At 56.9% G+C, this 26024-nt stretch carries 31 protein-coding genes and 1 other RNA gene; 20 read left to right on the plus strand and 12 right to left on the minus strand.

Features of this window, described 5'->3' with window-relative positions; all coding sequences use genetic code 11:
• Positions 1 to 118 precede the first annotated feature (118 nt).
• Positions 119 to 901: a DUF2971 domain-containing protein gene (locus E7738_RS00175; protein ID WP_394515967.1), complete on the minus strand. Its 783-nt coding sequence runs from the start codon at positions 899 to 901 to the stop codon at positions 119 to 121.
• Positions 902 to 1017: 116 nt separating this feature from the next.
• On the opposite strand from E7738_RS00175, the gene E7738_RS00180 reads away from it, so the two are divergent.
• From E7738_RS00180 to E7738_RS00205, 6 genes are read left to right on the plus strand one after another with little or no spacing between them, the layout of a single operon-like run.
• A complete protein-coding gene (locus tag E7738_RS00180) occupies positions 1018 to 1650 on the plus strand; it encodes a phage baseplate assembly protein V (RefSeq protein ID WP_394515968.1) in 633 nt (210 codons plus the stop codon).
• Positions 1647 to 2006, plus strand: a complete 360-nt coding sequence (locus E7738_RS00185) for a GPW/gp25 family protein (protein WP_394515969.1) — start codon at positions 1647 to 1649, stop codon at positions 2004 to 2006. The genes E7738_RS00180 and E7738_RS00185 overlap by 4 nt, the downstream gene beginning before the upstream one ends.
• The gene (locus E7738_RS00190) at positions 1993 to 2907 is read left to right on the plus strand and encodes a baseplate assembly protein (protein WP_394515970.1); all 915 of its coding nucleotides are present in this window, start codon (positions 1993 to 1995) and stop codon (positions 2905 to 2907) included. Before E7738_RS00185 ends, E7738_RS00190 begins: the two co-directional genes overlap by 14 nt.
• The gene (locus tag E7738_RS00195; protein WP_394515971.1) at positions 2904 to 3515 is read left to right on the plus strand and encodes a phage tail protein I; all 612 of its coding nucleotides are present in this window, start codon (positions 2904 to 2906) and stop codon (positions 3513 to 3515) included. Before E7738_RS00190 ends, E7738_RS00195 begins: the two co-directional genes overlap by 4 nt.
• The gene (locus tag E7738_RS00200) at positions 3512 to 4744 is read left to right on the plus strand and encodes a phage tail protein (RefSeq protein WP_394515972.1); all 1233 of its coding nucleotides are present in this window, start codon (positions 3512 to 3514) and stop codon (positions 4742 to 4744) included. Before E7738_RS00195 ends, E7738_RS00200 begins: the two co-directional genes overlap by 4 nt.
• Positions 4744 to 5136, plus strand: coding sequence for a tail fiber assembly protein (locus E7738_RS00205; protein ID WP_394515973.1), 393 nt, complete (start codon positions 4744 to 4746; stop codon positions 5134 to 5136). The genes E7738_RS00200 and E7738_RS00205 overlap by 1 nt, the downstream gene beginning before the upstream one ends.
• A gap of 31 nt (positions 5137 to 5167) precedes the next feature.
• Here E7738_RS00205 and E7738_RS00210 read toward each other — a convergent pair whose 3' ends face one another.
• Both E7738_RS00210 and E7738_RS00215 read right to left on the minus strand, forming a co-directional pair.
• A complete protein-coding gene (locus E7738_RS00210) occupies positions 5168 to 5758 on the minus strand; it encodes a tail fiber assembly protein (protein WP_394515974.1) in 591 nt (196 codons plus the stop codon).
• Positions 5758 to 6192 (minus strand): phage tail protein, encoded by a 435-nt coding sequence (locus E7738_RS00215; RefSeq protein WP_394515975.1) that lies wholly within the window; start codon positions 6190 to 6192, stop codon positions 5758 to 5760. The genes E7738_RS00210 and E7738_RS00215 overlap by 1 nt, the downstream gene beginning before the upstream one ends.
• 135 nt (positions 6193 to 6327) lie before the next feature.
• Here E7738_RS00215 and E7738_RS00220 point away from each other — a divergent pair, with 135 nt between their 5' ends.
• A complete protein-coding gene (locus E7738_RS00220; protein WP_058758131.1) occupies positions 6328 to 6954 on the plus strand; it encodes a recombinase family protein in 627 nt (208 codons plus the stop codon).
• Between the two features lie 462 nt (positions 6955 to 7416).
• Here E7738_RS00220 and E7738_RS00225 read toward each other — a convergent pair whose 3' ends face one another.
• Entirely contained in the window at positions 7417 to 7710 is a 294-nt protein-coding gene (locus E7738_RS00225) for a hypothetical protein (RefSeq protein WP_394515976.1), read from the minus strand.
• 231 nt (positions 7711 to 7941) lie between these two features.
• On the opposite strand from E7738_RS00225, the gene E7738_RS00230 reads away from it, so the two are divergent.
• Genes E7738_RS00230 through E7738_RS00265 form a run of 8 tightly spaced genes read left to right on the plus strand, consistent with a single transcriptional unit; the run spans position 7942 to position 14739 of the window.
• Complete coding sequence (locus E7738_RS00230; protein WP_394515977.1) at positions 7942 to 9111, plus strand: phage tail sheath protein; 1170 nt, start codon at positions 7942 to 7944, stop codon at positions 9109 to 9111.
• A gap of 12 nt (positions 9112 to 9123) precedes the next feature.
• The gene (locus tag E7738_RS00235; protein WP_394515978.1) at positions 9124 to 9639 is read left to right on the plus strand and encodes a phage major tail tube protein; all 516 of its coding nucleotides are present in this window, start codon (positions 9124 to 9126) and stop codon (positions 9637 to 9639) included.
• A 54-nt stretch (positions 9640 to 9693) separates the two neighbouring features.
• Positions 9694 to 9996 (plus strand): phage tail assembly protein, encoded by a 303-nt coding sequence (locus tag E7738_RS00240; protein ID WP_058770874.1) that lies wholly within the window; start codon positions 9694 to 9696, stop codon positions 9994 to 9996.
• The gene (locus tag E7738_RS00245) at positions 9993 to 10133 is read left to right on the plus strand and encodes a GpE family phage tail protein (RefSeq protein ID WP_071778615.1); all 141 of its coding nucleotides are present in this window, start codon (positions 9993 to 9995) and stop codon (positions 10131 to 10133) included. The genes E7738_RS00240 and E7738_RS00245 overlap by 4 nt, the downstream gene beginning before the upstream one ends.
• Positions 10126 to 12894 (plus strand): phage tail tape measure protein, encoded by a 2769-nt coding sequence (locus E7738_RS00250; RefSeq protein WP_394515979.1) that lies wholly within the window; start codon positions 10126 to 10128, stop codon positions 12892 to 12894. Before E7738_RS00245 ends, E7738_RS00250 begins: the two co-directional genes overlap by 8 nt.
• Positions 12891 to 13376: a phage tail protein gene (locus E7738_RS00255; RefSeq protein ID WP_394515980.1), complete on the plus strand. Its 486-nt coding sequence runs from the start codon at positions 12891 to 12893 to the stop codon at positions 13374 to 13376. The genes E7738_RS00250 and E7738_RS00255 overlap by 4 nt, the downstream gene beginning before the upstream one ends.
• Positions 13373 to 14470, plus strand: coding sequence for a phage late control D family protein (locus E7738_RS00260; protein WP_394515981.1), 1098 nt, complete (start codon positions 13373 to 13375; stop codon positions 14468 to 14470). The genes E7738_RS00255 and E7738_RS00260 overlap by 4 nt, the downstream gene beginning before the upstream one ends.
• A 50-nt stretch (positions 14471 to 14520) precedes the next feature.
• Positions 14521 to 14739, plus strand: coding sequence for an ogr/Delta-like zinc finger family protein (locus tag E7738_RS00265; protein WP_394515982.1), 219 nt, complete (start codon positions 14521 to 14523; stop codon positions 14737 to 14739).
• Positions 14740 to 14808: 69 nt separating this feature from the next.
• Here E7738_RS00265 and ssrA read toward each other — a convergent pair.
• Positions 14809 to 15173: a transfer-messenger RNA gene (ssrA, locus tag E7738_RS00270) on the minus strand.
• Positions 15174 to 15216: 43 nt separating this feature from the next.
• A complete protein-coding gene (gene smpB / locus E7738_RS00275) occupies positions 15217 to 15699 on the minus strand; it encodes an SsrA-binding protein SmpB (protein WP_021506506.1) in 483 nt (160 codons plus the stop codon).
• 158 nt (positions 15700 to 15857) lie between these two features.
• Here smpB and E7738_RS00280 point away from each other — a divergent pair, with 158 nt between their 5' ends.
• Both E7738_RS00280 and E7738_RS00285 read left to right on the plus strand, forming a co-directional pair.
• Positions 15858 to 16292 (plus strand): type II toxin-antitoxin system RatA family toxin, encoded by a 435-nt coding sequence (locus E7738_RS00280; protein WP_021506507.1) that lies wholly within the window; start codon positions 15858 to 15860, stop codon positions 16290 to 16292.
• Positions 16285 to 16575, plus strand: a complete 291-nt coding sequence (locus E7738_RS00285) for an RnfH family protein (RefSeq protein WP_159378631.1) — start codon at positions 16285 to 16287, stop codon at positions 16573 to 16575. Before E7738_RS00280 ends, E7738_RS00285 begins: the two co-directional genes overlap by 8 nt.
• Positions 16576 to 16625: 50 nt before the next feature.
• Here E7738_RS00285 and bamE read toward each other — a convergent pair whose 3' ends face one another.
• The 3 genes from bamE to nadK all read right to left on the minus strand — a co-directional run bounded on the left by bamE (position 16626) and on the right by nadK (position 19783).
• On the minus strand, positions 16626 to 16973 hold the full coding sequence (gene bamE, locus E7738_RS00290; RefSeq protein WP_021506509.1) for an outer membrane protein assembly factor BamE: 348 nt from the start codon (positions 16971 to 16973) through the stop codon (positions 16626 to 16628).
• Positions 16974 to 17157: 184 nt separating this feature from the next.
• Positions 17158 to 18819, minus strand: a complete 1662-nt coding sequence (gene recN / locus E7738_RS00295; protein WP_394515983.1) for a DNA repair protein RecN — start codon at positions 18817 to 18819, stop codon at positions 17158 to 17160.
• Between the two features lie 85 nt (positions 18820 to 18904).
• A complete protein-coding gene (nadK, locus tag E7738_RS00300) occupies positions 18905 to 19783 on the minus strand; it encodes an NAD(+) kinase (RefSeq protein ID WP_058758272.1) in 879 nt (292 codons plus the stop codon).
• Between the two features lie 122 nt (positions 19784 to 19905).
• On the opposite strand from nadK, the gene grpE reads away from it, so the two are divergent.
• Positions 19906 to 20484, plus strand: a complete 579-nt coding sequence (gene grpE / locus E7738_RS00305; RefSeq protein ID WP_031279366.1) for a nucleotide exchange factor GrpE — start codon at positions 19906 to 19908, stop codon at positions 20482 to 20484.
• Positions 20485 to 20529: 45 nt separating this feature from the next.
• On the opposite strand, the gene ung is transcribed toward grpE, so the two are convergent.
• Positions 20530 to 21207 carry a uracil-DNA glycosylase gene (gene ung, locus E7738_RS00310; protein WP_021506513.1) on the minus strand — a complete coding sequence of 226 codons (678 nt, stop codon included), beginning with the start codon at positions 21205 to 21207 and terminating at the stop codon, positions 20530 to 20532.
• A gap of 263 nt (positions 21208 to 21470) precedes the next feature.
• On the opposite strand from ung, the gene grcA reads away from it, so the two are divergent.
• Positions 21471 to 21854 (plus strand): autonomous glycyl radical cofactor GrcA, encoded by a 384-nt coding sequence (gene grcA / locus E7738_RS00315; protein WP_021506514.1) that lies wholly within the window; start codon positions 21471 to 21473, stop codon positions 21852 to 21854.
• A 186-nt stretch (positions 21855 to 22040) separates the two neighbouring features.
• Here the strand turns inward: grcA and srmB are convergent, their stop codons facing one another.
• Positions 22041 to 23369 carry an ATP-dependent RNA helicase SrmB gene (gene srmB, locus E7738_RS00320; RefSeq protein ID WP_021506515.1) on the minus strand — a complete coding sequence of 443 codons (1329 nt, stop codon included), beginning with the start codon at positions 23367 to 23369 and terminating at the stop codon, positions 22041 to 22043.
• A gap of 137 nt (positions 23370 to 23506) precedes the next feature.
• Between srmB and E7738_RS00325 the strand changes: the two genes are divergently transcribed.
• Entirely contained in the window at positions 23507 to 24256 is a 750-nt protein-coding gene (locus E7738_RS00325) for a tRNA(1)(Val) (adenine(37)-N(6))-methyltransferase TrmN (RefSeq protein WP_021506516.1), read from the plus strand.
• Here E7738_RS00325 and nadB read toward each other — a convergent pair.
• The gene (gene nadB, locus E7738_RS00330; RefSeq protein WP_031279369.1) at positions 24253 to 25860 is read right to left on the minus strand and encodes an L-aspartate oxidase; all 1608 of its coding nucleotides are present in this window, start codon (positions 25858 to 25860) and stop codon (positions 24253 to 24255) included. The two genes, E7738_RS00325 and nadB, sit on opposite strands and share 4 nt — an antisense overlap.
• Positions 25861 to 26024: the final 164 nt, after the last annotated feature.

Genomic DNA, 26024 nt, shown 5'->3' on the forward strand with positions numbered 1-26024 from the left:
AGCCGGCGAGGCACGGCAGTTAAATATGCGGGATATCAATTACTTCGTATGAATTAGGGCTAAATTCATACAGTAAAAGACAAGTCATAATGCTGGCTAAGTGAGGGGTTAGCATGTCTCATAAATTAGAAATCGCATCATTAATGTTTAGCTTTTTTAGTCCCCAATCAATTTCATTGAATCTGCATACAAATATTTCACATGATGGAAGTTCATTATTGATAATCTCTTTAAACCCTTCCAGGTAATGCCTATTAAAGGTGTTTCTAGTCCCAACGTACACTTCTTTGAAGGCTGATTTTTTAATGGGTTGAATTTCATCTCTATATTCTCCCCTGCTTATATTCCTTACAACTCGAACTTCTTCTTCATAAGCCCAATAAGAAGCTTTATGCAAAAATGTGCGTTGCAGTGCTTCTAGTAGTTCCGGTTTAAATCGAGATAGCATCCCATCGTAAAGCTCAAGGTTGTCTGAGTTTTCAAAGGTGTGTTGTGGTTTGGTTGCTGTATATATAACACTGCCATATTTTGCAGGAATAACATTTGAATTAATTGAGTTAAAGCCAGCCTCATCTGGGTCGATTCCCAAAACGATTCCAGCATGAGTGTTGTTACCTTTATCTATCCGCATGGCATCTTTATAATCGGCCTGTATGCCTCTTCCATAATGCGCCCACATTAGAGGGTTTAAAGGGTTTCGTGTAAGAGATAAAATACCAAAGGATATCGAGGCGGCGATGCGCCTAATGATTTGCTCCTCACTATTTTGCCAACTTCCATAATGCAAGCTTGTTAATTCAAATGGGTCGTTGAGTGAAGACGCCTTTGAGAATTTTAAAGTTGAGTTTTTAAATATTAAATGTGCTGTATCTAAATCTAAATATTTATAAAGAATCATCATTTATTCCTAAGGGAATGAAACAAAAAAGCGAGTTTCGGTATAAGGCACTCATTGTAAGGTGAACCACACATGGCTTACCCATTTCATATGGGCCGTTGGTAATGCACTCTCACACTATGAACGAAAAACTCACCGAAATCATGCGCCTCATCACCAACCTGATCCGCACCGGCATTGTGTCCGAAGTGGATAAGGTGAACTGGCTGTGCCGGGTGAAAACGGGCGACCTTGAAACCAACTGGATCAACTGGCTGACCCTGCGCGCCGGTAATACCCGTACGTGGTGGAAGCCGTCTTTGGGGGAGCAGGTTGTACTGCTGAGCCTCGGCGGCAATCTGGAAACCGCGTTTGCGCTGCCGGCCATCTATTCCGAGGCTTTCCCGCCACCTGACTATTCAGAGGACGGCGCCACCACCGTGTTTAAGGACGGCGGCTGGTTTCAGTATGAGCCTGAATCCGGCCAGCTGCTTATCAGAAACATCAAAAGCGTGCTGATTGAGGCGTCGGACAAAATCGAGCTGAATACCGCTCAGTTTGTTGTGAACGCTGAGCAGACGCGGCTTAACAGCCCGACCGTAATCACCGGTGATACCGCGATTCATGGCGGCACGGAGCTTAACGGCGGCGCGAAGATTAGCGGCGACGTGACGCAGGGCGGGGGACAAATGAGTTCAAACGGCGTGGTAGTTGACGACCATGACCACGGCGGCGTCCAGCGCGGCGGCAGCAGAACGGACGGTCCGCAATGACAATGTATCTCGGCATGAACCGCGACACCGGCGAGGCGATCACGGACATTGACCACATCCGCCAGAGCGTGCGCGACATTCTGGTGACGCCGGAGGGTAGCAGGATAGCGCGGCGCGAATACGGCTCGCTGCTGTCGGTGCTGACTGACCGTCCGCAGAATGACGCCACGCGCCTGCAGGTAATGGCGGCGGTATACACCGCGCTAAGCCGGTGGGAGCCGCGAATCAGACTGAGCACCTTAAACATCACCAGCGCTTACGACGGCTCGATGGTGGTTGAGATGACCGGCCAGCGCGACGACGGATCGCCGCTCGCTTTATCCGTATCGACAGGGGGCAACAGTGGCAGTAATTGACCTTTCACAGCTGCCGGCACCGGAGATTATCGAGGTGCCGGACTTTGAGACGCTGCTGGCTGAACGCAAAGCGGCACTAATTGCGCTTTATCCGGCAGAGCAGCAGGCGGCCGTGCGCCGCGTGCTGGCGCTGGAATCTGACCCGATGGTGAAAATGCTGCAGGAAAGCGTGTACCGTGAAATCCTGCTGCGCCAGCGCATTAACGAGGCGGCGCAGGCGGTTATGGTGGCCTATGCGTTGGGCAGCGATCTGGACCAGCTGGCCGCCCTGAATAATGTAAAACGCCTGACCGTGACGCCAGCCGGCCCCGACGCGGTGCCGCCGGTTGATGCAGTGATGGAAACCGACGACGCCCTGCGCGTGCGCGTGCCGGAAGCATTCGAGGGGTTATCCGTGGCCGGGCCGACGGGCGCGTATGAGTTTCACGCGAAAAGCGCCGACGGGCGGGTGCTGGATGTGTCCGCAACCAGCCCGGCGCCGGCGGAGGTATTGATCACCGTGCTAAGCCGCGAGGACAACGGCACGGCAACAGCTGACTTACTGGCTACAGTGAACGCCGCGCTAAACGCCGAGAGCGTCCGTCCGGTGGCGGACCGCGTGACCACGCAGGCGGCAACCATTCACGATTACAGCGTTAAGGCGAAGCTGCACCTGTTCGACGGCGTGGCCGCCGGACCGTGCCTTGAAGCGGCAAACGAGAGGCTGGCCGCTTACCTTACCGAACAGAAAAAGCTGGGCCGCAGCGTGCGCCGGGAGTCCTACGGCGCGGTGCTGCGCGTGGCAGGTGTGGACTGGGTGGAAATGATCGAGCCGGCAGAGGACATCATCATGGACCGCACGCAGGCCGGCAACTGCACCGGCACCGACGTGTCGGTGGCCGCTGACGGGGCGGTGTCATGAGCAACAGCAGTCTGATGCCGCCCGGCTCGGCCACACTGGAGAGACGTCTGGCGGAGGCCTGCGCGGACATTTCCGGGCTGAACGTGCCGCTGCGCGAACTGTGGAATCCGCTCACCTGCCCGGTGAGTTTTCTTCCCTATCTTGCCTGGTCGTTTTCGGTAGACCGCTGGGACGAGGGCTGGGCGGAGAGTGTCAAGCGCAAGGTGGTGCAGGATGCGTTTTATATCCATCAGCACAAGGGGACCATCAGCGCGGTGCGCCGCGTGGTGGAGCCGTTCGGCTTCCTGATCCGCGTCATTGAGTGGTGGCAGAGCGAAGACGCGCCCGGCACGTTTCGCCTCGATATCGGCGTGGAAGACCAGGGCATTACGGAAGAAACCTATCAGGAGCTGGAACGGCTTATCAGCGACGCGAAGCCCTGCAGCCGCCATATGCTCGGCATGTCCATTAACCTGCAGAGCGCGGGCCGGTTCTATGCGGGAGCGGCCAGTTACGACGGCGACGATCTTACCGTTTACCCCTATACCCCCGACATCATCTCCGTCAGCGGCCCGGCTTATGCCGGCGCGGCGGTTCACGTAATCGACCTGCTGGAAGTGGGACCATGACACAGAAATTTTATGCAATTGTGACCAACCTCGGCGCGGCGAAGATTGCCAACGCCGTATCGCTCGGCACCAAACTTAATATCACGCAGATGGCCGTTGGTGACGGTGGCGGCACGCTGCCAGCCCCGAACGCCAGCCAGACAAAGCTGGTCAATGAAGTGCGCCGCGCGGCGCTCAACTCACTGACCGTTGACGAGAACAACAGCAGCCAGATTATTGCCGAGCAGGTCATCCCGGAGACGGAAGGCGGATTCTGGATCAGGGAAATGGGCCTGTTTGACGCTGACGGCACGCTGATTGCGGTGTGCAACACGGCGGAAACCTATAAGCCGCAGCTGCAGGAGGGCAGCGGGCGCACGCAGCGCCTGCGCATGATGATCATTGTCAGCAGCACTGACGCGGTAACGCTTAAGGTAGACCCGGCTGTGGTACTGGCAACCCGGCAATATGTTGATAATGCCGTAATCGAGGTGAAGGCTTACGCTGATGGCGTGATGGAAAACCACGTCAAGAGCGCCAATCCGCATACTCAATATCCTTTGATCGGCAACGCGTTAAAAGAAATGGCCGATGCGGGGCTGCTGCCTGATGTTCTTAAAAACCTCGGTTTAACAGAAAAGTTTTCCGGCAGGTTTATTGACCGGAAATTATTCACCACGCCGGGAAATATCTCCTACAAGCCCACTCAGGGCACAAAGCGCATCAAGATTATCCTCACGGGCGGTGGCGCGCGTGGATACGGCTTCCTCGGGTGGGGGGCAAACTATACATCGCGTGGTGCAGGTGGCGGGGCTGGAGGAACCGTGATCGCCTGGCTTGATGTCGATGACACGAAAACGTATGCGGGAGTAGTGGGGCGGGGTGGCGATGACTCAGTGACACCAACAAGCAGCACTTTTAATGGCACTCTGACTGCTGGAAATGGGGCTTCTCCAGCAACGGGCGCTGATGGGGGCCGGGGCGGGCTGGCTGTCGGCGGGGATCTGAATATTCAGGGCGGTGATGGCAGTGATGCGCCTGGTCTGATTTCCGACACCACAAACGTTTACCGGGGTGGATCCGGGGATGGCGGTGTCAGCTACTGGGGAGGCGGCATCCGCTCAGGGGAAAAAGCAACTACGGGCCGTCAGGAAGGGTTCGGGTCTGGCGGCGGTGGGGCAACCCGTTCAAACCCGTTTGTCGGTAATTTTGGCTGTCATGGCGTGATTTATCTTGAGGAGTACAGCTGATGAAAACGTATGCCCGCATTGAAGAACAGCGCGTCGCGGAGATCGTGTCACTGGATGTTAAGCCGGAAAAGCTCTATCACCCTTCGCTGGTTTGGGTTGATATCAGCGCGCTTGAGACACCGCCGGACGTTAATTACCTCTATCGCGATGGCGTGTTCTCTGCGCCAGTGATTGAGGCCGAGGATCCCGTTTTCCTTGCTGCAAGCCGGCAGGCTGCTGAAATGGAAGAAGCCAGCCGGTTAATGGCACCATTGCAGGATGCGGTGGACATCGGCAAAGCAACGCAGGAGGAAATCGCCCGCCTCAATGAGTGGAAGGAATATCGCGTCATGCTGAACCGGATTGATACTACGAAAGCCCCGGATATTGACTGGCCTCAAAAGCCCGCCTGAGATAAAGCCCGCATTGCAGCGGGCTTGTTTGTTACTGGGGTTTAGGCGGCCATGTGATGGCCGGCGCTTCCTCAACATTCACTGCCTGCACGTCCTGTATGTATTTCATCCATGCAACGAGTGACACTTTATCCGTATCGGTGATCATCTCCAGACGCAGCTGTGTTTGCCATGCCTGCGTGATGGTATTCGCCTCAGAAATCAACGCGGCCTGCCGTTCTCCTGCCTCCCTGATAACAGCCGCTTTCTCTGCCGCAAGGTCTGTTACCCATTTTTCGCCATCCCATTTATCCCAGGCTGTTGCCGGTTCCAGCAGGGTGATTCCAGCCGGATAGTCACCTAACGCATCAATCAGGATTGCCGTCCTGTCAGTGATGGAGTAAACCGTTTCGCCGCGATGGTCGGCAACAACCTGCCAGTTGCCATTATGATTAACAGGCACAAACCCGGCCTCAGTAGCAGGCGGCGCGATGATGCAGGCGCTAGCGGGCAGGCCCACACCCTGCGCCAGAAACTCATCACTGGAACTGGTAAACTCGCCGCTCACCGCGTCGAAATTATAGATCGTCAATGTGCCGGCCGTTTTTGCCAGTCCATTATTATCAAGCGTGACCTTAGCCATTATGCAGCCCTCACGATGTAATTAAATGCCACATTTCGTGGGCGATTTTCAGCGGCAGTTGGAACCTGTCTGGATACATCCATAGCAGAAGTCATACCGTTCTGGCTTCCACTCTGCGGTGTCAGTACTGTTCCCGCAGCCAGTGCCACATCGAAGAAAACACCTGATGATGAACCACGATAAGCGTAATAATTCGAGCCCATTACCTGGCCAGTAATATTACGTATGGCATCGCCCTGGGCAGAGAGAATGGCACGACCAGTATCGACACCGCGTGCATCATCCCATCCGCGAATAAATTCACCACGCAGATCGGCTAGCTTCAGCCCCGGATAAGCCAGCGCCAGTTTCGGGTAAAGCGTGTCGCTGAAACTGGCCCCGTTACTTTTCAGAAAGACCATGCCGGCCATTGAGGGAAAAAGCTCATTGGGCATTTTGGCGTGCGGCCACGGGAACGGCGATCCGATAACCGGCGCGCCTTCGCCTAAACCGAGGTTTAAGCGAATTAATGGCCTGGCCCCGTGATGGCCCGGACTGGCACACTCACGACCATTTGCGGAGATTGCAGCGTGCTGATTGGCTACATCAGGGTGTCAACAAATGACCAGAACACGGATTTACAGCGGATTGCGCTTCAAAGCGCAGATTGTGAGCTGATTTTCGAGGACAGGATCAGCGGAAAAACCCGTGATCGCCCCGGACTGAAAAAGGCGCTGCGTTGCCTGCAGGCCGGGGACACGCTGGTTGTCTGGAAGCTGGACAGGCTCGGGCGCAGCATGCGTCATCTGGTAATGCTGACGGAAGAACTGCGTGAACGCGGCGTTAATTTCCGCAGCCTGACCGACAGCATTGATACCAGCACGCCGATGGGGCGCTTTTTCTTTCACGTGATGGGGGCGCTTGCGGAAATGGAACGCGAGCTGATCGTAGAGCGAACCCGCGCTGGGCTGGCAGCTGCGCGGGAAAAAGGGCGCGTTGGGGGCCGCCGGCGGGTGATGACAGCGGACGTGACAGCCAGGGCTGAGCGGATGCTGGTTCAGGGGGCAACAATGCTGCAGGTTTCACTGGTGCTGGAAGTGTCAGTCAAAACACTATACCGGTATATCCCGGCGGCAAGACAAAGAGAGCTTAAGGGCGAAAGCATTACAGATAAAAAAATGCCGCAACCTGACCAGGTATGTCGGGCGGAAAAATAAAGAAGTGAAATTCGCGACAGGATAAATCGCTGTGAGAGAATACCATTACTGCACAAATGGATAATGATTTGTTTGAATCGCGAAGATAAAGAACTTAACTGTCAGCAATGTGATTATTCCAGGGGCAAAAAAAACCGCGCTGGAGGGCGCGGCAGCAAACTAAAATGAAAACACAATTTCTTATTCAGATAGGTAAATATAACCGGTTTAACGGCATCGTCAAGATGATGCAATGTTTTGAGAGGGTACACTACGCGGGATATCGGGTTACGGCAGGTGAGATGTCTCGCTGACAAATACCCCATTGCATGATTTGCGGGCGAGTTGATATGACAAAACTAAACACTGTCGAACTGATTTACTGGGCAAAAAAAACCGCGCCAGCGCGCGGATAAAATGGGGTAACGAAAACGTCGATCTTATTAGAATGCCCTATCAAGGCTAGTTTGTAGACTGGAAGCGTCAAGGGAAGCGGTTGCTGTCCTTTCGCGGCCTTCCAGGACGAAATGGCCGTGACTCACCGGCGGCACGCTGCTTTTCCTGCTCAATCCCTTTATCGTGTTTCTCAAGTAATTCCCGGCCCTGTTTCGTCAGCCTATAGCGTTCCTTTTCCCTGAGCCACTCCTCACAGTGAAAATATTCAGCGAGGCCCATTGCCACCAGTTCTTCCCGTATAACAGGCCTGATACGCTCGGGAACCGAGCCTCTTTCCTGCAGTAGGGACAACAGGCGGTAATGTTTCGGGGCCAGTTTCATCGTTCTTCTCCCGTTTAACATGTCCCTCATAGTTAAAGTATCGAAGAGGGTTATCAATCGGATTCAGGCGCAATGATTCTCAATTCGGTTCATTCTTAATTTGTACCAGCGGGTACGAAATATGCTCCGGAGCCGCGGATAATTGTGTGAGCCCTCACACAACACTACTCAGATGCGCCATCTGCAATGAGGCACGACCATAGCGGAACCCCTTAACAGGAGAACCGCCACATGGCACAGGATTATCATCACGGCGTGCGCGTTGAGGAAATCAACGAGGGCACCCGAACCATTACCACCGTCAGCACCGCGATCGTCGGGCTGGTCTGCACCGGCGACGACGCCGACCCGGCAACGTTCCCGCTTAACCGTCCGGTGCTGCTGACCGACGTACTCACCGCCAGCGGTAAGGCGGGCGAATCCGGTACCCTGGCCCGTTCGCTTGACGCCATCGCCGACCAGTCCAAGCCCGTCACCGTGGTGGTGCGCGTGCCGCAGGGCGAGACTGAAGCGGAAACTTCATCGAACATCATCGGCGGCGTCACCGACGGCCAGCGCACCGGTATGAAAGCGTTGCTGGCCGCGCAGTCGGTGTGCGGCGTAAAGCCGCGCATCCTCGGCGCGCCGGGGCACGATACGCAGGCCGTTGCAACCGAGCTGCTGAGCGTGGCGCAGAGCCTGCGCGGGTTTGCGTACCTGTCCGCCTACGGCTGCAAAAGCGTGGAGGAGGCGATCGCTTACCGCGCCAACTTCAGCCAGCGCGAAGGGATGCTGATCTGGCCTGACTTCATCAGCTTTGACACCGTGCTGAAGCAGGACGCCACGGCCTACGCAACCGCCCGCGCGCTCGGCCTGCGCGCCAAAATCGACGAGCAGACCGGCTGGCATAAGTCGCTCTCTAACGTCGGCGTGAACGGCGTGACCGGTATTTCAAAAGACGTATTCTGGGATTTACAGGATCCGGCAACCGACGCGGGCCTGCTGAACCAGAACGACGTGACCACGCTTATCCGCAAAGACGGCTACCGCTTCTGGGGTTCCCGCTGCCTCAGTGACGATCCGCTGTTTGCGTTTGAGTGCTACACCCGCACCGCACAGGTGCTGATGGACACCATGGCTGAGGCGCAGATGTGGTCCGTTGACGGTCCGCTTAACCCGTCGCTGGCCCGCGACATTATTGAGAGCATCCGCGCGAAGCTGCGCAGCCTGGTCAATCAGGGCTATCTCATCGGTGCGGACTGCTGGCTGGATGAGAGCGTCAACGATAAAGACACGCTCAAGGCGGGCAAGCTGCTGATCGATTATGACTACACGCCGGTTCCACCGCTGGAAAACCTGCTGCTGCGTCAGCGTATCACCGACCAGTATCTGGTCAACTTTGCCAGCCGCGTCAGCGCATAAGGAGACGGAAACATGGCATTACCCCGCAAGCTCAAGCACCTGAACCTGTTCAACGCAGGCAACAACTGGCAGGGGCTGGTTGAGTCCCTGACGCTGCCTAAGGTCACGCGCAAGTTTGAAAAATATCGCGGCGGCGGTATGGCCGGTGCGGTGGACATCGACATGGGGCTGGACGATGGCGCGCTGGATACCGAATTCACCATCGGCGGCACCGAGTCGCTGCTGTTCAAGCAGCTCGGCACCGAAACGGTGGACGGGATTCAGCTGCGCTTTACCGGCTCCATTCAGCGCGACGACACCGGTGAGGTGCAGGCGGTCGAACTGGTCACACGTGGCCGCTACAAGGAGCTGGACTCCGGCGAATGGAAGTCCGGCGAATCCAGCACCACCAAGGTGTCCGCGACCAACAGCTACGCCAAGCTGACCATTAACGGTGAGGTGGTTTACGAGATTGATATTGTGAACATGATCCACATCGTGGACGGCAAAGACCTGATGGAAGCGCACCGGAACGCTCTCGGCCTGTAATCAACCCGGCAGGCACCGACCTGCCGCTTCATCCCTTATTAACGGAATCGCATCATGACTGATAAAACCACTGAAAAAGCCATCGAGCTGGATACCCCGCTGCTGCGCGGCAAAACCGAAATCACCCACATCACCGTCCGCAAGCCGCAGTCCGGTGCGCTGCGCGGCACCCGCCTGCAGGCGCTGATGGATATGGACGTCAACGCAATGATGGTTGTATTGCCGCGCGTCACCACGCCCGCGCTTACCGCGCAGGAAATCAGCGAAATGGACCCGGCCGACCTGCTGTCGCTCTCCGTCGAGGTGGTCACTTTTTTGTTGCCGAAGTCGGCGCTGTCAGCTTTCCCGACGGCCTGACGGTAGAAGATCTGGTAGCGGACATCGCTACCGTTTTTCACTGGCCGCCGCCGGTCATGTACGCGGAGTCGCTGACGGACGTGCTGGAGTGGCGGCACAAAGCAATTCAGCGAAGCGGAGCCGGCGACGATGAGTAACACAAACCTGCGCCTGCAGGTGGTATTAAGCGCGGTCGATAAAATCACGCGCCCTATTCAAAGTGCAAGCGACGGCTCAAAAGAGCTGGCCGCCGCGCTGAAGGCCAGCAAAGACGGCCTGAAATCCCTAAATGATCAGGCGGGCCGGATTGACGGTTTCCGCAAGACGCGCTCTCAGCTGGTCGTAACCGCTAACAATCTCAAAGCCGCCCGTGAGGAAGCGGCGCGGCTTGGCGTGCAGTTCACCGAAACTAACCGGCCCACCGCCGCGCAGGCGCGCCTGCTTGAGCAGGCTAAGAACCGCGCCAGCCAGCTGCAGCAGACCTATAACGGCCTGCGGCTGTCGGTGCAGCGCCAGCGCGCCGCACTGAACGCCACCGGTATTGATACAAAGCAGCTCAGCGCCGCGCAGCGGCGGCTCAAAACTGACGCGCAGGCGGCAACGGGGGCGATTGAGCGGCAGCAGGCGGAGCTGCGCAGGCTGGGCGAGCGCCAGCAGGCGGAGTTGCGAAGGCAAAGCGAATACCAGCAGAAGCTGGCCGCCATCCGGGCGACCCATGATAAAACGATCAATTTACGTAACAGCCTTGCCGGTAACGGCGCGGGCATGGTGGCTTCGGGTGTAGCAACCGGCGTCACCATGATGGCCCCGGTTCGTGCCTTCGTAGAGTCCGAAGACGCAGCAACGCAGCTTGCTGCCTCGCTTATGGGGCCGGGCGCGAAGGTCTCGGCCGAGTTTGAGAAAATCAACCGCCTGGCCGTAAGCCTGGGCGATAAGCTGCCCGGCACCACAGCAGACTTTCAGAACATGATGACCATGCTCCGCCGACAGGGCATGAGCGCGCAGGCGATCCTCGGCGGGCTGGGTGAGGCAACGGCCTATCTCGGTGTGCAGCTGAAGATGGCACCGACAGACGCGGCGGAGTTTGCCGCGAAGCTGCAGGACGCCACGCAGACCAGCGAAAAAGACATGATGCGTCTGACGGACATCATTCAGAAGGGATTTTACGCCGGCGTTGACCCCGGCAACATGCTGCAGGGTTACGCCAAAATCAGCAGCGCAATGAACATCATCAAGATGCAGGGCATTGATGCAGCAAAAGCGTTTGCGCCGCTACTGGTGATGGCTGACCAGTCAAGCATGGCCGGCGAGTCGGCGGGCAACGCCTATCGCAAGGTGTTTCAGGGCATGATGGACAGCGAAAACATTCAGGGCGTGAATGATGACCTGAAAGGCACCGGGGTGAAATTCAACTTCACCGACGGCAAAGGCGAGTTCGGCGGGTTTGAGAAAATGTATAAGCAGTTGGCGCAAATCAGCCAGCTGAACACCGAGCAAAGACTTTCCACGATCAAGAGCCTGTTCGGGGATGACGCGGAGGTGTCGCAGGTCGTCCAGATCATGATCAGCAAAGGCATCGCGGGCTACCGGGACGCGGCGCAGAAGCTGGAAACGCAGGCCTCACTGCGTGAGCGCGTTGACGCCTCGCTGAGCACTCTGGGCAATAAATGGGAGGCGGCAACCGGTTCGTTTACTAACGCAATGGCCGCCATCGGTGAAACGGTGGCCCCCGCGCTGAAGCTGCTGGCCGACTGGCTCGGCGAAGTGGCATCCGGACTCGGTGAGTTCGTTAAGCAGCACCCGCAGCTGACGGCGGCGCTGTTCAAAATGGGCGCCGCGTTTGCCATTGGCGCGACAGCTCTCGGCGCGCTCTCACTGGCGGCAGCGGCAATCCTCGGTCCGCTGGCGCTGCTGCGGCTGAGCTGCAGCGTGCTGGGGCTGAATGGGATCACCGCGTTTGGGCTGCTGAAAAGCGGGATTGGGATTGCTGGCAAAGCGGTGCAGTGGCTGGGATTTAAGGCGTTCAGCGCGTTCGGGTTGTTCAAAAGCGGGATTGGCATAGCCGGCAACGCGGTGCTGTGGCTGGGGCGGCTGATGATGGCGAACCCGATTCTGGTGGCGATTGGCCTGATTGCCGCCGGGGCGCTGCTTATCTGGAAGAACTGGGAGACGCTCGGGCCAAAACTTTCCGCGATGTGGGACGCCATCAGCACGAAGGTGGGTAGCGTCTGGACCGCGATCCGCAGCTACATCAGCACCAAATGGAACGAAATTGTGGCAGACGTGCAGGCGCTGCCGGCACGGTTTCAGGAAGCCGGCGCGCAGATGATTGACGGGCTGCTGGCAGGCGTCAGCCAGAAATGGGACGCGCTGAAAAGCAAGCTTTCATCCCTCACCGATTACCTGCCGGATTTTCTGAAGCCTGACGGAGATAAGCTGCGTGCACCGCATGTAAAAACGGGCAGCGGGGTAGCGCTGCCGCCGGGCGGGTTTCCTGCATTTGCCGGCATGTACGACAGCGGCGGGTTTATCCCGTCCGGGCAGTTTGGCGTGGCCGGCGAGAATGGGCCGGAGCTTGTCAGCGGGCCGGCGAACGTCACCAGCCGCAGGAGTACTGCGCAGCTGGCCGCGCTGGCGGCGCTGGCGCTCGGCGGCGCGGCGGCTACTGGCGAGGCGAAACCGCTGCACCCGCTGAGCCTGCCCGCGCAGGCGTACCGGCAGGACGTGGCCCGTACAAAATCAGCGGCTGGCGCCGTCCCTGCTGTCAGTATTCACGCGCCGATCACCATCGTGCAGCAGCCAGGGCAAAGCCAGCAGGATCTGGTCGATGAAGTGATGCGCAGACTTGAGGCAAAAGAGCGGCAGGTGCAGGCCCGCGCCCGCAGCAGCTACCGCGACAGGGGAGGATTTGACGAATGATGATGACGCTGGGGATGTTCGTTTTCATGCTGAAAACGGTCCCTTATCAGGAGCTGCAGCTGCAGCGCAGCTGGCGATTTCCGGCAAACAGCCGGGTGGGCGTGCGCCCCTCGCTGCAGTTCCTCGGGCCGGATAACGACATGCTGACGCTTTCCGGTGTGCTGCTGCCGGAGATTACCGGCGGCAGGCTGACGTTATACGCGCTGGAGCAAATCGCAGAACTGGGTCGCGCATGGCCGCTGATTGAGGGCAGCGGCACAATTTACGGCATGTACGTGATCGAGAGCCTGAGCCAGACCAAAGCTGAGTTTTTCAGCAACGGCGAATGCCGGCGCATTGAGTTCACGCTCACCCTGAAACGGGCCGACGAGTCGCTGGCGGACATGTTCGGCAGTCTGAGCGATCAGCTCACCGCCATGCAGAGCGCAGCCTCCGCCACTGCCGGCAGGCTGGCTACCGCTGCGGGAGGTCTGTTTTCATGACGGGCGGTCAGTGGATTAACGGGGCGGGGAACGCGCCTGCATTCCGGCTGACGCTGGAGGGGGCCGACATCACACAGAAGCTTGAAAAACGGCTGCTGAGCCTGACGCTGACAGATAACCGTGGGTTTGAGGCCGATCAGCTGGACATCGAACTGGACGACGCCGACGGCCAGCTGCAGCTGCCGCGCCGTGGCGTTTTGCTGGAGCTGGCGCTGGGCTGGCAGGGTGAAGTGCTTTTTCCGAAAGGCAGCTACACCGTGGACGAAATCGAGCACACCGGCACGCCTGACCGTCTGGTGCTGCGCGCCCGCAGCGCCGATTTCCGGCAGACGCTTAACATCAAAAGGGAGAAATCCTGGCATAAAACCACCGTGGGCGAGATGGTGAAAGATATCGCCGCCCGGCACCGGCTGACGGTCGCGCTGGGTGAGGGCGTGGCGAAAATGGCGATCGATCACATCGACCAGACCAACGAGTCAGACGCCAGCTTTCTGATGCGGCTTGCGAAGCAGTGCGGCGCCGTTGCGTGCGTGAAAAATGGAAACCTGCTGTTTATCCGGCAGGGGCAGGGCAAAACCGCGAGCGGCAGACCGCTGCCGGTTATAACCATTCAGCGCAAAGACGGTGATGGCCATCGCTTTACCATGGCTGACCGCGACGCCTACACCGGCGTGATCGCCAGCTGGCTGCACACCCGCGAGCCGGAAAAAAAGCCGGAAGCGAAGGTGAAGCGCCGGCGCAAAGCCACGGCCAGAAAAAAGGAGCCGGAAGCGAAGCAGGGGGATTATCTGATCGGAACGGATGAAAACGTGCTGGTGCTGAGCCGGACCTATGCCAACCGGAGCAACGCAGAGCGCGCCGCCAAAATGCAATGGGAACGGCTGCAGCGTGGCGTGGCGTCTTTCTCGCTGCAGCTGGCGCGGGGGCGTGCAGATCTCTACACAGAAATGCCGGTGAAAGTCAGCGGGTTTAAGCAGGCGATCGATACGGCTGAATGGATTATCACAACACTTACACATAGCTTGAGCGCGGATAGTGGATTCACAACAAGTATTGAGCTTGAGGTAAAAATAAATGCTTTGGATATGCAATAAGTGATAAATTCACCAATAGTGAATAATTTTGCTTGAGGAGAGCACGAATCATGATGAACTGCCCAATTTGCGGTCATGCAGCACACACTCGCAGCAGCAATCAGGTATCTAAAGAAACCAAAGAGCGTTACAACCAGTGCCAGAACATTAATTGCAGCTGCACCTTCAAATCGCTTGAGACGGTAGCGCAAATTATCTCGTGTCCGGGAAAGATTAATTCAGTACCACCACATCCGGAACGGGGGAGTCAGCAGGTGCTGTGGCTTTAACTGCGTGGACGCAAATTGGACATGGACAAAAAAAAGAGGCTACGTCTTCACGTAACCTCTTGTTTTGTTTGGTGGAGCTGGCGGGAGTTGAACCCGCGTCCGAAATTCCTACATCCTCGGTACTACATGCTTAGTCTGGTCTTTACATTCGCTTGCCAGCTGCGGACAGACACGCCACTAACAAACTAGCCTGATTAGTTTTAACGCTTCAACCCCAGGCAGGGCATCCACGCGATCTCTTTTAGGTTTGACCTCTCTTGATCCCCGTCCTAAGAGCGGAGGCTAGGGAGAGAGGGCTCTAAGCAGGTTATTAAGCTGCTAAAGCGTAGTTTTCGTCGTTTGCGACTATTTTTTTGCGGTTTTTTAGCGAGGCCTACCGCACCTCGGCATGCACCTTGGGTTTCGCGAATCCCGTCGAATCCAGAATCAGCCCCAAGACTTCTTACTCTAGCAAAAAATTATAAAAGATTCCAGTGGTTAACGGCTGGCATTCTTCATAATTCGTGCTTTGTCCATCTTCCACTCGCGATCTTTAATGTCCGCGCGCTTGTCGTGTTCTTTCTTACCGCGTGCCACACCAATCTTTAGTTTGGCCCAGGCGTTTTTCCAGTACAGCGACAGCGCGACCACGGTGTAACCTTCGCGGTTAACGCGGCCGTACAGGGAATCCAGTTCGCGCTGGTTCAACAGCAGCTTGCGGTTGCGCGTGGGGTCGCACACCACGTGGCTTGATGCCACTGCCAGCGGCTGAAAAGTGGAACCGAACAGATAGGCTTCGCCATCGCGCAGCAAAATATAGCTGTCGCTGATGTTGGCTTTACCGGCGCGCAGTGATTTGACTTCCCATCCTTGCAACGCCATGCCGGCCTCGAACTCTTCTTCAATGAAGTATTCATGGCGAGCGCGTTTGTTGAGGGCAATAGTGGCTGAACCGGGTTTGTGAGCTTTTTTCTTTGTCATAGTGCGGCGTAGTCTACATCACTCAGTCTGTGGGCGCATCCCCTGTCCTGCGGGGCGGTAAAAACACACTATTTTAGCACAGCTGGCAAAGGCGTGAATTTTTGTTTAGTAGCTTAAAATGGTATAATTCAACGGTTTTGTGACCAACAGGAACCATTATGGCCCAGATTAGCCGTTCAGCGCTGGTCCCGTATAGCGCTGAGCAGATGTACCGGCTCGTGAATGATGTGGATGCTTATCCTGAATTTCTTCCGGGCTGTACCGGCAGCCGCGTGCTGGATAACAGCGGTAACCAAATGACCGCCGCGGTGGATGTCTCCAAAGCCGGCATCAGTAAAACCTTTACCACGCGGAACACCCTGACCGATAACCAGAGCATTCATATGCAGCTGGTTGATGGGCCGTTCCGCAAGCTGACCGGCGGCTGGAAATTTATCTCGCTCGGCGACGATGCCTGCAAGGTTGAGCTCAGCCTCGACTTTGAGTTCACCAACATGCTGGTCGAGATGGCGTTTGGCCGCATCTTCAAAGAGCTGGCCAACAGCATGGTGCAGGCGTTTACCCAGCGCGCCAAAGAGGTTTACCGTGGCTGATATCAGCGTTGAAGTAGTGTACGCGCTACCAGATAAACAGTATCTGCGTGAGGTTAGCCTTGAAGAGGGCGCCACGGTTGAGCAGGCGATTCAGGCATCCGGACTGCTTACGCTGCGCAAAGATATTGACCTGAGCAGCAACAAGGTCGGCATTTTCAGCCGTCCGGTCAAGCTGGGCGATACGCTGCAGGATGGCGATCGGGTCGAGATTTATCGCCCGCTGATTGCCGATCCAAAAGAGATGCGCCGGCAGCGGGCAGAGCGCGCGGCAACGAAAAAGTAAATTACAGGCATTAAAAAAGGCGCTCAGGCGCCTTTTTTGTTGCGGCTCACTCAGTCTTCAGTGCCGGTGAGGCGCGGTTTGTTATCGATGTTCGTCAACGTACCGTTGCTGTCGAAGGTCAGCGTCAGCGTCTGCTGCTTCACGCTCTCATGACCTGGCTCCTGACGGAACACGTAATACCAGACGTTGCTGCCAAACGGGTCGTGCATCATCGGCGTACCGAGCGTGTAAGCAACCTGCTGCTGCGTCATGCCGGTGTGAATCTTCGAAACGTCGTTGGCGACCAGGTAATTCCCCTGATTGATATCCGGACGATACACAACGCGCTCAAGGGTGGAACATCCGGCGGTCATCATCAACATTACCACTGCCGCGGCAGTCAGCGTTTTACAGCGCATCTATACATTCCTTTTCTGGGGCCAAACGCCTTTCATCAGGCAGTTTTGTTGCCATCAAATTCTGAACTCTGCATACGGCAGGCTTTATTATGGCGATATGACTGCCGATGATAATAAACCTTTGAGCTATTGGAAACCTCTACAGAGCAAGCATATGACCACCAGGCCGCAAAAAAGTGCGGTGTCAGGCTGCTAAAAGTTCTTTTGCGTTCGCCAGCGTGTTGCGTGTTACTTCGCTGCCGCCAAGCAGGCGTGCCAGTTCCTGCAGACGCGCACGCTTATCCAGCTGCTGCATGTGGGTTTCAGTCATCGCACCATCGGTCTCTTTGCTGACGAAGAAGTGCTGATGACCACAGCCCGCCACCTGCGGCAGGTGAGTTACGCACATCACCTGAGTCGATTCGCCCAGCTGGCGCAGCATCTGGCCAACGACAGCGGCCGTCGGACCGCTGATACCGACGTCAACCTCATCGAAAATCATCGCCGGAGTTTCCATTTTCTGTGCGGTGATCACCTGAATCGCCAGCGCAATACGTGACAGCTCACCCCCTGAGGCCACTTTACCCAGCGGCTGCAGCGGCTGGCCCGGGTTAGTGGTGACACGGAAATCAATACGGCTGGCACCTTCGGCCGTCAGCTGATCGGCATTGAATTCCAGCATAATGGCAAATTCACCGTGCGGCATGGCGAGGGTGCGCATGCTTTGCGTAATCAACTGGCTCAGCTCCTGCGCCGAGGCAACGCGTTGCTGATGCAGGGCTTCAGCACAGGCCAGCGCGGCCTGATGATGAGCCACGACGTCGCTCTGCAGGCTTTCCTGATCGCTCTCCTGCTGCGACAGCTGTTCCGCTTCATCCAGCAGCTGCTGATACAGCACCGGCAGCGCTTCCGGTGAAACATGGTGCTTGCGTGCCAGCGCAATCTGCCGCGACAGACGCTGCTCCAGCTCGTACAGGCGATTAGGATCGAGGTCGAGCCGTTCACAGTAGTGGCGCAGCTCATCGCTGGCTTCACTTAACTGAATCGCGGCTTCTTCCAGCAGGTTAAATACGCCGCTGACTTTATCGTCCAGCGAGACCAGCTCACTCAGCATATTACGCGCGCTGTAGAGCAGGCTTTGCAGGTTGGTGTCATCGCTATCGGCAAGAATTTGCAGCGCCTGCTGGCTGGTAGACAGCAGCTGACCGCTGTTCGCCAGGCGCTTGTACTCTTCATCAATTTGCTCAAACTCGCCTGGCTGCGGCGCAAACTCGTTGAGTTCTTTCAGCTGATACTGCAGCAGTTCGCGGCGGGCTTCACGCTCCTGCGACAGCTGCTGATGCTGTGCCAGCGCGCGGCAGCTGTGGTGCCAGCGCTGATAGTGCTGACGCATCTCCGCCAGCCGATCGTCGTGCGCGGCGTAGGCATCCAGCAGGTGTTTCTGGTGATCGGTTTTGAGGAGCAGCTGATGCGCATGCTGACCGTGGATTTGAATCAGTAACTGACCGAGTTCGCGCAACTGCGATAGCGGAACAGAGGTGCCGTTGATAAAGCCCCGTGAGCGGCCATCGGCACTGATCACGCGGCGCAACAAACATTCGTTGCCGTCGTCAAGCTGGTTCTCCGCCAGCCAGCGCTGGGCAGAGGGTGACGCTTTCAGCTGGAAGCGCGCGCAGATATCCGCGCGGCTGGCCCCCTGACGCACCATGTCTGCTTCAGCACGGCCGCCAAGGCACAGGCCCAGCGCATCAATCGCGATGGATTTCCCTGCGCCGGTTTCGCCGGTGATCGCTGTCATACCACGATGAAAGTCGATCTCCAGTTCACGAACGATTGCAAAATTACTGATGGTCAGTTGTGCCAGCATACAATCACCTGTATGTAAAAACAGATATGGTTTTTCATACAGTATAAACTGGTTTTTTATCCAGTAAAGTAGCCGGCGGGCCTTTTCAGAATAATTTTTTTGACCATCCGAGTTTTGAGCTTAAAGTATTAAAATAATTATAATTTTTGGGATGAATTAAATTGAGGTGATTGGCGCTGCGGCGAATCAGCACATCTTCCCCTTCCTGAATCGGCAGGGCGATCTGGCTGTCACAGCTGATCTCCAGGTCGCTGCGCAGCGAGGAAAAACGCAGGCGAATGGTGCTGCTACTGTTGATCACCAGCGGACGCGCCGACAGCGTGTGCGGGAACATCGGCACCAGCGCAATCGCATCGAGCGACGGCGTTAAAATCGGCCCGCCCGCCGAAAGCGAATAAGCGGTTGAACCGGTTGGCGTGGAGATAATCAGCCCGTCCGAGCGCTGGGAAAAGGCGAACACTTCGTCGATATAGACTTCAAATTCAATCATGTGCGCCACTTTTCCCGGATGCAGCACCACTTCATTGATGGCGCTGCCGATGCGCGGCGAACACTCTTCTTTGCATACCTGCGCTTCCAGCAAAAAGCGGCTTTCCACAAAATAATCGCCCTGCAGCACGTCATCCAGCTGCTGCTGCGCGTTATCCGGATCGAGGTCCGTGAGGAAGCCGAGATTGCCGCGGTTGATGCCAATCACCTTGATGTCGTAACGAGCCAGCACGCGCGCGGCGCCCAGCATATTGCCATCGCCGCCGACCACCACCGCCAGATCGGCATACTGGCCGATGTCCGCCAGGCTGCCGGTACGCACATCCTGCAGGTTCAGCTCGCGGGCGATTTGCTGTTCCACGATTACGTCATAGCCTTTGTCAGTCAGCCAGCGCCAGAGCATTTCATGGGTGGTTAACGCAGTGGGATGGCGCGGATGGCCGACGATCCCAATGCAGTTAAAGTGTTTGTTCATTTAGCGGGTGTTCCTCATAAGCCAAAACGGCCAGGCAATGTGATGGGTTCACTTGAAACCGTCAAACTGATCCCCATAATAAGCCAACCAGCGAGATGAATGTGCAAAACGCGGAGAAATTCATGAGTAGTAAAGAACAGAACACCCCAAACGAGCAAGTCTCAGACGAAATTCAACAGGAACAACAGCAGCCGGAAGCGGAGACAGCAACTGAGGTGGATCCGCGTGATGAGCGTATCGCCCAGCTGGAAGCGGAATTAGCGCAGGCGCAGGGTGGCGTGCGTGACGCCCAGCTGCGCGCGCAGGCTGAGATTGAAAACATCCGTCGCCGTGCCGAAATGGACGTGGAAAAAGCGCACAAGTTTGCGCTGGAAAAGTTTGCCAACGAGCTGCTGCCGGTGATTGATAGCCTGGAGCGCGCGCTGGAAGTGGCGGATAAAGAGAACACCGAGCTGGCTTCGATGATTGAAGGCATCGAGCTGACGCTGAAATCACTGCTGGGTGCGGTGCGCAAGTTCGGCGTGGAAGTGGTGGGCGAAACTAATGTGCCGTTCAACCCGGATGTGCATCAGGCGATGTCGATGATGGAGTCTGAAGAAGTGGCGCCAAACCACGTGCTGATGGTGATGCAGCGCGGTTATACCCTCAACGGTCGCCTGCTGCGTCCGGCGATGGTTGCGGTATCGAAAGCCAAAGGCTAAGCCGCTCCCCTGCAACAACGGCCGCTGATGCGGCCGTTTGTGTTTTCAGGGCAGCACCGGCGTCCAGTCAATGGGCGTCTGGCCAGCCTGGCTCAGCAGCGCATTGGCTTTGGAAAAATGCTGACAGCCAAAAAAGCCGCGATGCGCCGAGAGCGGCGAAGGATGCGGTGCTTTCAATACGTGATGACGCTGCGCATCAATGATGCTGCCTTTCTTCTGCGCGTGCGATCCCCACAGCAGGAAAATCACCCCTTCGCGATGGGTGTTGATGGCACTGATCACATTGTCGGTGAAGGTTTCCCAGCCGAAACGCGCGTGCGAATGCGCTTTGCCGGCTTCCACGGTTAACACCGTATTGAGCAGCAGCACACCCTGTTTCGCCCAGCTTTCAAGAAAGCCGTGCTGCGGGCGCTGAAAGCCAGGAATGTCCTGTTCCAGCTCTTTGTACATATTCAGCAGCGACGGCGGAATGGCCACACCCGGCAGGACCGAGAACGCCAGGCCATGCGCCTGATTCGGGCCGTGGTACGGATCCTGGCCGAGGATCACCACTTTAATATCGCCCAGTTCGGTGAGACGGAACGCGTTGAACACGTCCTTTTGCGGCGGATAGACCGTCACGCCCGCCGCACGCTCTTCGGCTACCGCTTTCAGCGTTTCCACGAAGTAAGGTTTTTCTTTATCTTCAGCCAGCACATCGTGCCAGGTCAGCTTCTCAGCCATCATTGACTCCCTGCAAATTGATGCCTTTAGCTTAGCGTGTCCGGCGGGGCAGCAGAAGGGTAAAAATAAGTTGAACAATTGCAGAAAAAGTTAATGGGAAAAGTTGTTATAAATCAATTTATTAGAGTAGAAGCAAAAATCCTTGCCGGACGAAATTGATACAGGTCAAAACGAGCCGGTCAGCGCGGTGATATACCAGAGCATCACATAACCCGAAGAACCGCGCTGTGCTCCTGCCGCAGCGCTAAGCCCTGGAGGCCTCTATGATTACCGGTATTCAAATTACTCAGGCACAAAATCCGCAGCTGCTGAACTCGTTCTGGCTGCTGGACAATGAGAAAGCCGAAGCCCGCTGCCTGTGCGCAAAAGGCGATTTCACGGAAGATCAGGTTGTTGCAGTCAGCGACCTTGGCGAGATTGCTTACCGTGAAATTCCACTGGAGCAGAAACCGCAGGTGCGCGTTGAAGGCGGTCAGCACCTCAACGTTAACGTGCTGCGCCGTGAAACGCTGGAAGATGCGGTGAAGCATCCGGAAAAATATCCGCAGCTGACCATTCGCGTGTCGGGCTATGCGGTGCGCTTTAACGCGCTGACGCCAGAACAGCAGCGTGACGTTATCACCCGTACCTTTACCGAAAGCCTGTAATTGATCGGCTGACGAAAACGCACACAGCAATACAGGCCGCGCCGGTGCTTACTGGCGCGGCTTTTTTTATTTCCTGAAGAGAGAAGAGGGCAGCTTGAGAGATTTTACGCCGCAAAAGTGCTTTTTCAGCAGGCCTGAAAGCAAAAAATCGCCTCAGGGAGGCGATTTAATTGCCGCGATGCTGTTTTATTCCGCACCGCTCTCCGGTGTGCTGCTGCCGCTTGGCTTGCGGCGTTTACCGATATTTTTAGTATCGCGGTGACGTTTCTTCACGCGCGGTTTCTCTTCTTCTTTCGCTTTCTTCTCTTTGCGCTTCTCAAGCGCCTTTTTCGACGGTTTACCGGTGACTTTAGCACTCGGTGCACGCGTTTCCGGACGCAGCTCATCGATTACGCGCGATTTCAGCGGCTCGTTGACGTAGCGGCTGATTTTACCCAGCAGCGGATGGTCATGTGCCTCTACCAGCGAGATCGCGGTACCTTTGCGTCCGGCGCGGCCGGTACGGCCAATGCGGTGCAGATAGACATCGGCGGTGCGCGGTAAGTCATAGTTGATGACGTGGGTGACGTTATCAATGTCGATACCGCGCGCGGCGACATCGGTCGCGACCAGCACGTTAACGCGACCGTCATTCAGGCGTTTGATCGCTTCGTTACGGTTAGCCTGCACCATTTCGCCTTCGAGGTAGCTGCTGCGCAGGCCGGCTTCGTGCATCCAGGTCACCAGCTCATGCAGGCGCTCACGTTTGCGCACGAACACGATGGCGCGCTTCACTTCCGGCTGCTTCAGCAGATGCACCAGCAGTTTGGTTTTGTGCTCGAGGTTGTCGGCGCGGTAATACCACTGCTGAATCTTTTTGCGCTCGCTTTTGCTTGGATCAGCTTCAATCGCTACCGGATCGTTCAGCAGGCGCTCGGCGAAATCTTTGATATTGTCGCCTTCCAGCGTGGCCGAGAACAGCAGCGTCTGTTTGCGCCAGCGCGTTTCACCGGCAATGGTCTCGATATCCTGCGCAAAGCCCATATCCAGCATGCGGTCGGCTTCGTCCAGAATCAGCGTTTCTACCGCGCGGCAGTCAAAGTTCTCTTCTTTGATGTACTGCAGCAGACGGCCGGTGGTCGCGACCACAATGTCCTGATTTTCACTGAACACTTCCGCGTGATTCATATAGGCCACGCCGCCGGTGATGGTGGCGATATCGAGATGGGTATGTTTGGCCAGCTCGCGCGCCTGGTCGGCAACCTGCATCGCCAGTTCACGCGTCGGCGTGAGGATCAGAATGCGCGGCGGCCCTGATTTTTTACGCGGGAAATCGAGCAGGTGCTGTAAAGCGGGCAGCAGGTAGGCTGCGGTTTTCCCCGTTCCGGTTGGTGCCGAACCCAGAACGTCACGGCCTTCCAGCGCGGCAGGAATGGCCTCAGCCTGAATGGCAGTCGGGCGCGTGAAGCCTTTATCCTGCAGGGCTTCCAGCAGGCTTTCGTCGAGTTCGAGTTCGGAGAATGTGGTTACGGTCATGGTCTACCTCAGTTTGGGGCGCTGATTATAGACAGTTCAGCCACAATCTTCATCTGTTTGTGTTGCACAGGTGAAGGTGAATTCACTTCGCGACCACGTTACACTTCCGGCAGGAGCAAATTCAATGGTCGTTAAGCATGTCTCAGCCGCAACCGCCAGCGCGGGCGATGTTAAGAAAAGATGGGTTCACGTTTAAGCAATTTTTTGTCGCGCACGATCGCTGTGCCATGAAGGTCGGCACTGATGGGGTGCTGCTCGGCGCTTGGGCGCCGGTGGCAGGCGTACGGCGCATACTGGATATCGGCTGCGGCAGCGGCCTGATTGCGCTGATGCTGGCGCAGCGCACGCCGGATGACGTCAGTATCGATGCCGTCGAACTGGAGTGCAGCGCCGCCGCGCAGGCGCAGGAGAACGTCGCCGCGTCGCCGTGGGCGCATCGCATCGCGGTGCATGCGCAGGACATCGTCAGCTGGAGTGAGCAGGCCGAAAAACGCTACTCGCTGATTGTCAGCAATCCGCCGTTTTTCACGCCGGGCATGGCCTCGGCCAGCGTCGAGCGCGATACCGCGCGGAGCACGGCAACGCTTGATCATCCCACCCTGCTGCGCTGTGCGGCACAGCTGATTGAAGAAGAGGGGCTGTTTTGCGTGGTGCTGCCCGCGGATGCTGGCGAAAACCTGATTGCACTGGCGCGCGCCGAAGGCTGGCATCTGCGTTATCGCTATGATGTGGCACCTTACGCGCAGCGACCGCCGAACCGGCTGGTGCTGGGCTTTTCGCCTGCCGCAGGCGAACTCGTGCAGGAGCGTCTCGCCATTCGTGATGAAGATAAAAGCTACTCGGCGGACTGGCTGAGCCTGGTAACCGATTTCTATCTGTTCCGCTAGGCTACCGGCTGCAGCACCGTAGGCTGTGCCTCGGGCAGCGTATGCGGATAGTCGCGGGTGAAGTGCAGCCCGCGGCTCTCTTTGCGCGCCAGCGCACAGCGCACCATCAGCTCTGCCACCTGTACCAGATTGCGCAGCTCCAGCAGATTGTTGGAGAGGCGAAAATGCGCATAGTATTCATCAATTTCCTGCTGTAGCAGCGTGATGCGGCGCAGGGCGCGCTCCAGCCGCTTGGTGGTACGCACGATGCCCATGTAATCCCACATTAACAGCCGCAGCTCATGCCAGTTGTGCTGAATCACCACCCGTTCATCGGCATCGTCGACGCGGCTTTCATCCCACGCAGGCAGGTGATCGACGGCGTGCATCTGCGGCAGACGGCGCACAATATCTTCGGCCGCCGACCAGCCATACACCAGACACTCCAGCAGCGAATTCGATGCCATGCGGTTAGCGCCGTGCAGGCCGGTGTAGCTGACCTCACCAATCGCATACAGCCCGTCGACATCGGTGCGACCATGCTGATCCACCATCACGCCGCCGCAGGTGTAATGCGCGGCGGGCACAATCGGAATCGGCTGCTGTGTCAGATCGAGGCCAAACGTCAGCAGCTTGTCATAGATCATCGGAAAGTGGGCGCGCACAAAGCTGGCCGGCTGATGGCTGATGTCGAGATACATGCAGTCGACGCCCAGGCGCTTCATTTCGTGATCGATCGCGCGCGCCACGATATCGCGCGGTGCCAGTTCGGCGCGCGCATCGAAATCCGGCATAAAGCGCGAACCGTCCGGGCGCAGTAGCCAGGCACCTTCGCCGCGCAGCGCTTCGGTCAGCAAAAAGTTTTGCGCCTGCGGATGAAACAGGCAGGTAGGGTGAAACTGATTGAATTCCAGATTGGCCACCCGGCAGCCGGCGCGCCACGCCATCGCGATGCCGTCGCCGGACGCGACATCCGGATTAGTGGTGTACTGATATACCTTCGCCGCACCGCCAGTGGCCAGCACCACGCTGCGGGCGCGGCAGGTTTCAACCTGTTCGCGATTGCGATTCCAGATCCACGCGCCCACCACGCGCCGCGTTCCGGGCAGGCCAATTTTATCAGAGAGGATTAAGTCCACCGCGTTGGCACGCTCAATAACGCGAATATTGGGATGGCTGAGCGCCTGGCTGACCAGCGTGGTTTCGACCGCGCGCCCGGTGGCGTCGGCGCTGTGTAAAATACGGCGATGGCTGTGACCGCCTTCGCGCGTCAGGTGATAGCGCGCCTTGCCGTTATCCTGTGGCTCGCGATCAAAGGCCACGCCGTTATCGATCAGCCACTGTACGCACGGGCGCGCATTGCTGGCGATAAAATTCACCGTCTCGCGATCGCACAGGCCTGCGCCGGCAATCAGCGTATCTTCGACGTGCGATTCAATGCTGTCGTTCTCATCAAACACCGCCGCAATCCCGCCCTGCGCATACAGCGTGGAGCCTTCGCTAATCTGCGCTTTACTCAGCACCGTTACCTGATAATGCGGTGCCAGCCGCAGCGCCAGAGATAAACCGGCCGCGCCGCTGCCGACAATCAGTACATCACAGCTATGATCGGGAATGGGGTTCATGATGTTTAATTTACTAAACAAAAGGTCCCCCGAGCATAAGCCCGGACGCTGCTGGTGTGAAGTATTTTGAACAAAAAACGCGGGATAATTCGACGCAATAATCAGATTGTAATGCGATTTCAGTAAGTTATGTCTGAAAATAAGCGATTAGTGTTTTTTATACC

It is taken from the genome of Pantoea sp. SGAir0430, from assembly GCF_043549295.1.

Bases quoted from the DNA above. Each gene is read 5' to 3' on its own strand.
- E7738_RS00260 (WP_394515981.1), top strand. From the start codon at position 13,373: ATGACGGGCGGTCAGTGGATTAACGGGGCGGGGAACGCGCCTGCATTC.
- bamE (WP_021506509.1), bottom strand. From the start codon at position 16,973: ATGCGCTGTAAAACGCTGACTGCCGCGGCAGTGGTAATGTTGATGATG.
- E7738_RS00175 (WP_394515967.1), bottom strand. From the start codon at position 901: ATGATGATTCTTTATAAATATTTAGATTTAGATACAGCACATTTAATA.
- E7738_RS00215 (WP_394515975.1), bottom strand. From the start codon at position 6,192: ATGCCCAATGAGCTTTTTCCCTCAATGGCCGGCATGGTCTTTCTGAAA.
- E7738_RS00195 (WP_394515971.1), top strand. From the start codon at position 2,904: ATGAGCAACAGCAGTCTGATGCCGCCCGGCTCGGCCACACTGGAGAGA.
- grcA (WP_021506514.1), top strand. From the start codon at position 21,471: ATGATTACCGGTATTCAAATTACTCAGGCACAAAATCCGCAGCTGCTG.
- nadK (WP_058758272.1), bottom strand. From the start codon at position 19,783: ATGAACAAACACTTTAACTGCATTGGGATCGTCGGCCATCCGCGCCAT.
- E7738_RS00240 (WP_058770874.1), top strand. From the start codon at position 9,694: ATGACTGATAAAACCACTGAAAAAGCCATCGAGCTGGATACCCCGCTG.
- E7738_RS00210 (WP_394515974.1), bottom strand. From the start codon at position 5,758: ATGGCTAAGGTCACGCTTGATAATAATGGACTGGCAAAAACGGCCGGC.
- E7738_RS00205 (WP_394515973.1), top strand. From the start codon at position 4,744: ATGAAAACGTATGCCCGCATTGAAGAACAGCGCGTCGCGGAGATCGTG.
- E7738_RS00280 (WP_021506507.1), top strand. From the start codon at position 15,858: ATGGCCCAGATTAGCCGTTCAGCGCTGGTCCCGTATAGCGCTGAGCAG.
- E7738_RS00200 (WP_394515972.1), top strand. From the start codon at position 3,512: ATGACACAGAAATTTTATGCAATTGTGACCAACCTCGGCGCGGCGAAG.
- E7738_RS00325 (WP_021506516.1), top strand. From the start codon at position 23,507: ATGTCTCAGCCGCAACCGCCAGCGCGGGCGATGTTAAGAAAAGATGGG.
- grpE (WP_031279366.1), top strand. From the start codon at position 19,906: ATGAGTAGTAAAGAACAGAACACCCCAAACGAGCAAGTCTCAGACGAA.
- E7738_RS00230 (WP_394515977.1), top strand. From the start codon at position 7,942: ATGGCACAGGATTATCATCACGGCGTGCGCGTTGAGGAAATCAACGAG.
- E7738_RS00180 (WP_394515968.1), top strand. From the start codon at position 1,018: ATGAACGAAAAACTCACCGAAATCATGCGCCTCATCACCAACCTGATC.
- smpB (WP_021506506.1), bottom strand. From the start codon at position 15,699: ATGACAAAGAAAAAAGCTCACAAACCCGGTTCAGCCACTATTGCCCTC.
- recN (WP_394515983.1), bottom strand. From the start codon at position 18,819: ATGCTGGCACAACTGACCATCAGTAATTTTGCAATCGTTCGTGAACTG.
- E7738_RS00250 (WP_394515979.1), top strand. From the start codon at position 10,126: ATGAGTAACACAAACCTGCGCCTGCAGGTGGTATTAAGCGCGGTCGAT.
- E7738_RS00185 (WP_394515969.1), top strand. From the start codon at position 1,647: ATGACAATGTATCTCGGCATGAACCGCGACACCGGCGAGGCGATCACG.
- nadB (WP_031279369.1), bottom strand. From the start codon at position 25,860: ATGAACCCCATTCCCGATCATAGCTGTGATGTACTGATTGTCGGCAGC.
- E7738_RS00255 (WP_394515980.1), top strand. From the start codon at position 12,891: ATGATGATGACGCTGGGGATGTTCGTTTTCATGCTGAAAACGGTCCCT.
- ung (WP_021506513.1), bottom strand. From the start codon at position 21,207: ATGGCTGAGAAGCTGACCTGGCACGATGTGCTGGCTGAAGATAAAGAA.
- E7738_RS00265 (WP_394515982.1), top strand. From the start codon at position 14,521: ATGATGAACTGCCCAATTTGCGGTCATGCAGCACACACTCGCAGCAGC.
- E7738_RS00225 (WP_394515976.1), bottom strand. From the start codon at position 7,710: ATGAAACTGGCCCCGAAACATTACCGCCTGTTGTCCCTACTGCAGGAA.
- srmB (WP_021506515.1), bottom strand. From the start codon at position 23,369: ATGACCGTAACCACATTCTCCGAACTCGAACTCGACGAAAGCCTGCTG.
- E7738_RS00235 (WP_394515978.1), top strand. From the start codon at position 9,124: ATGGCATTACCCCGCAAGCTCAAGCACCTGAACCTGTTCAACGCAGGC.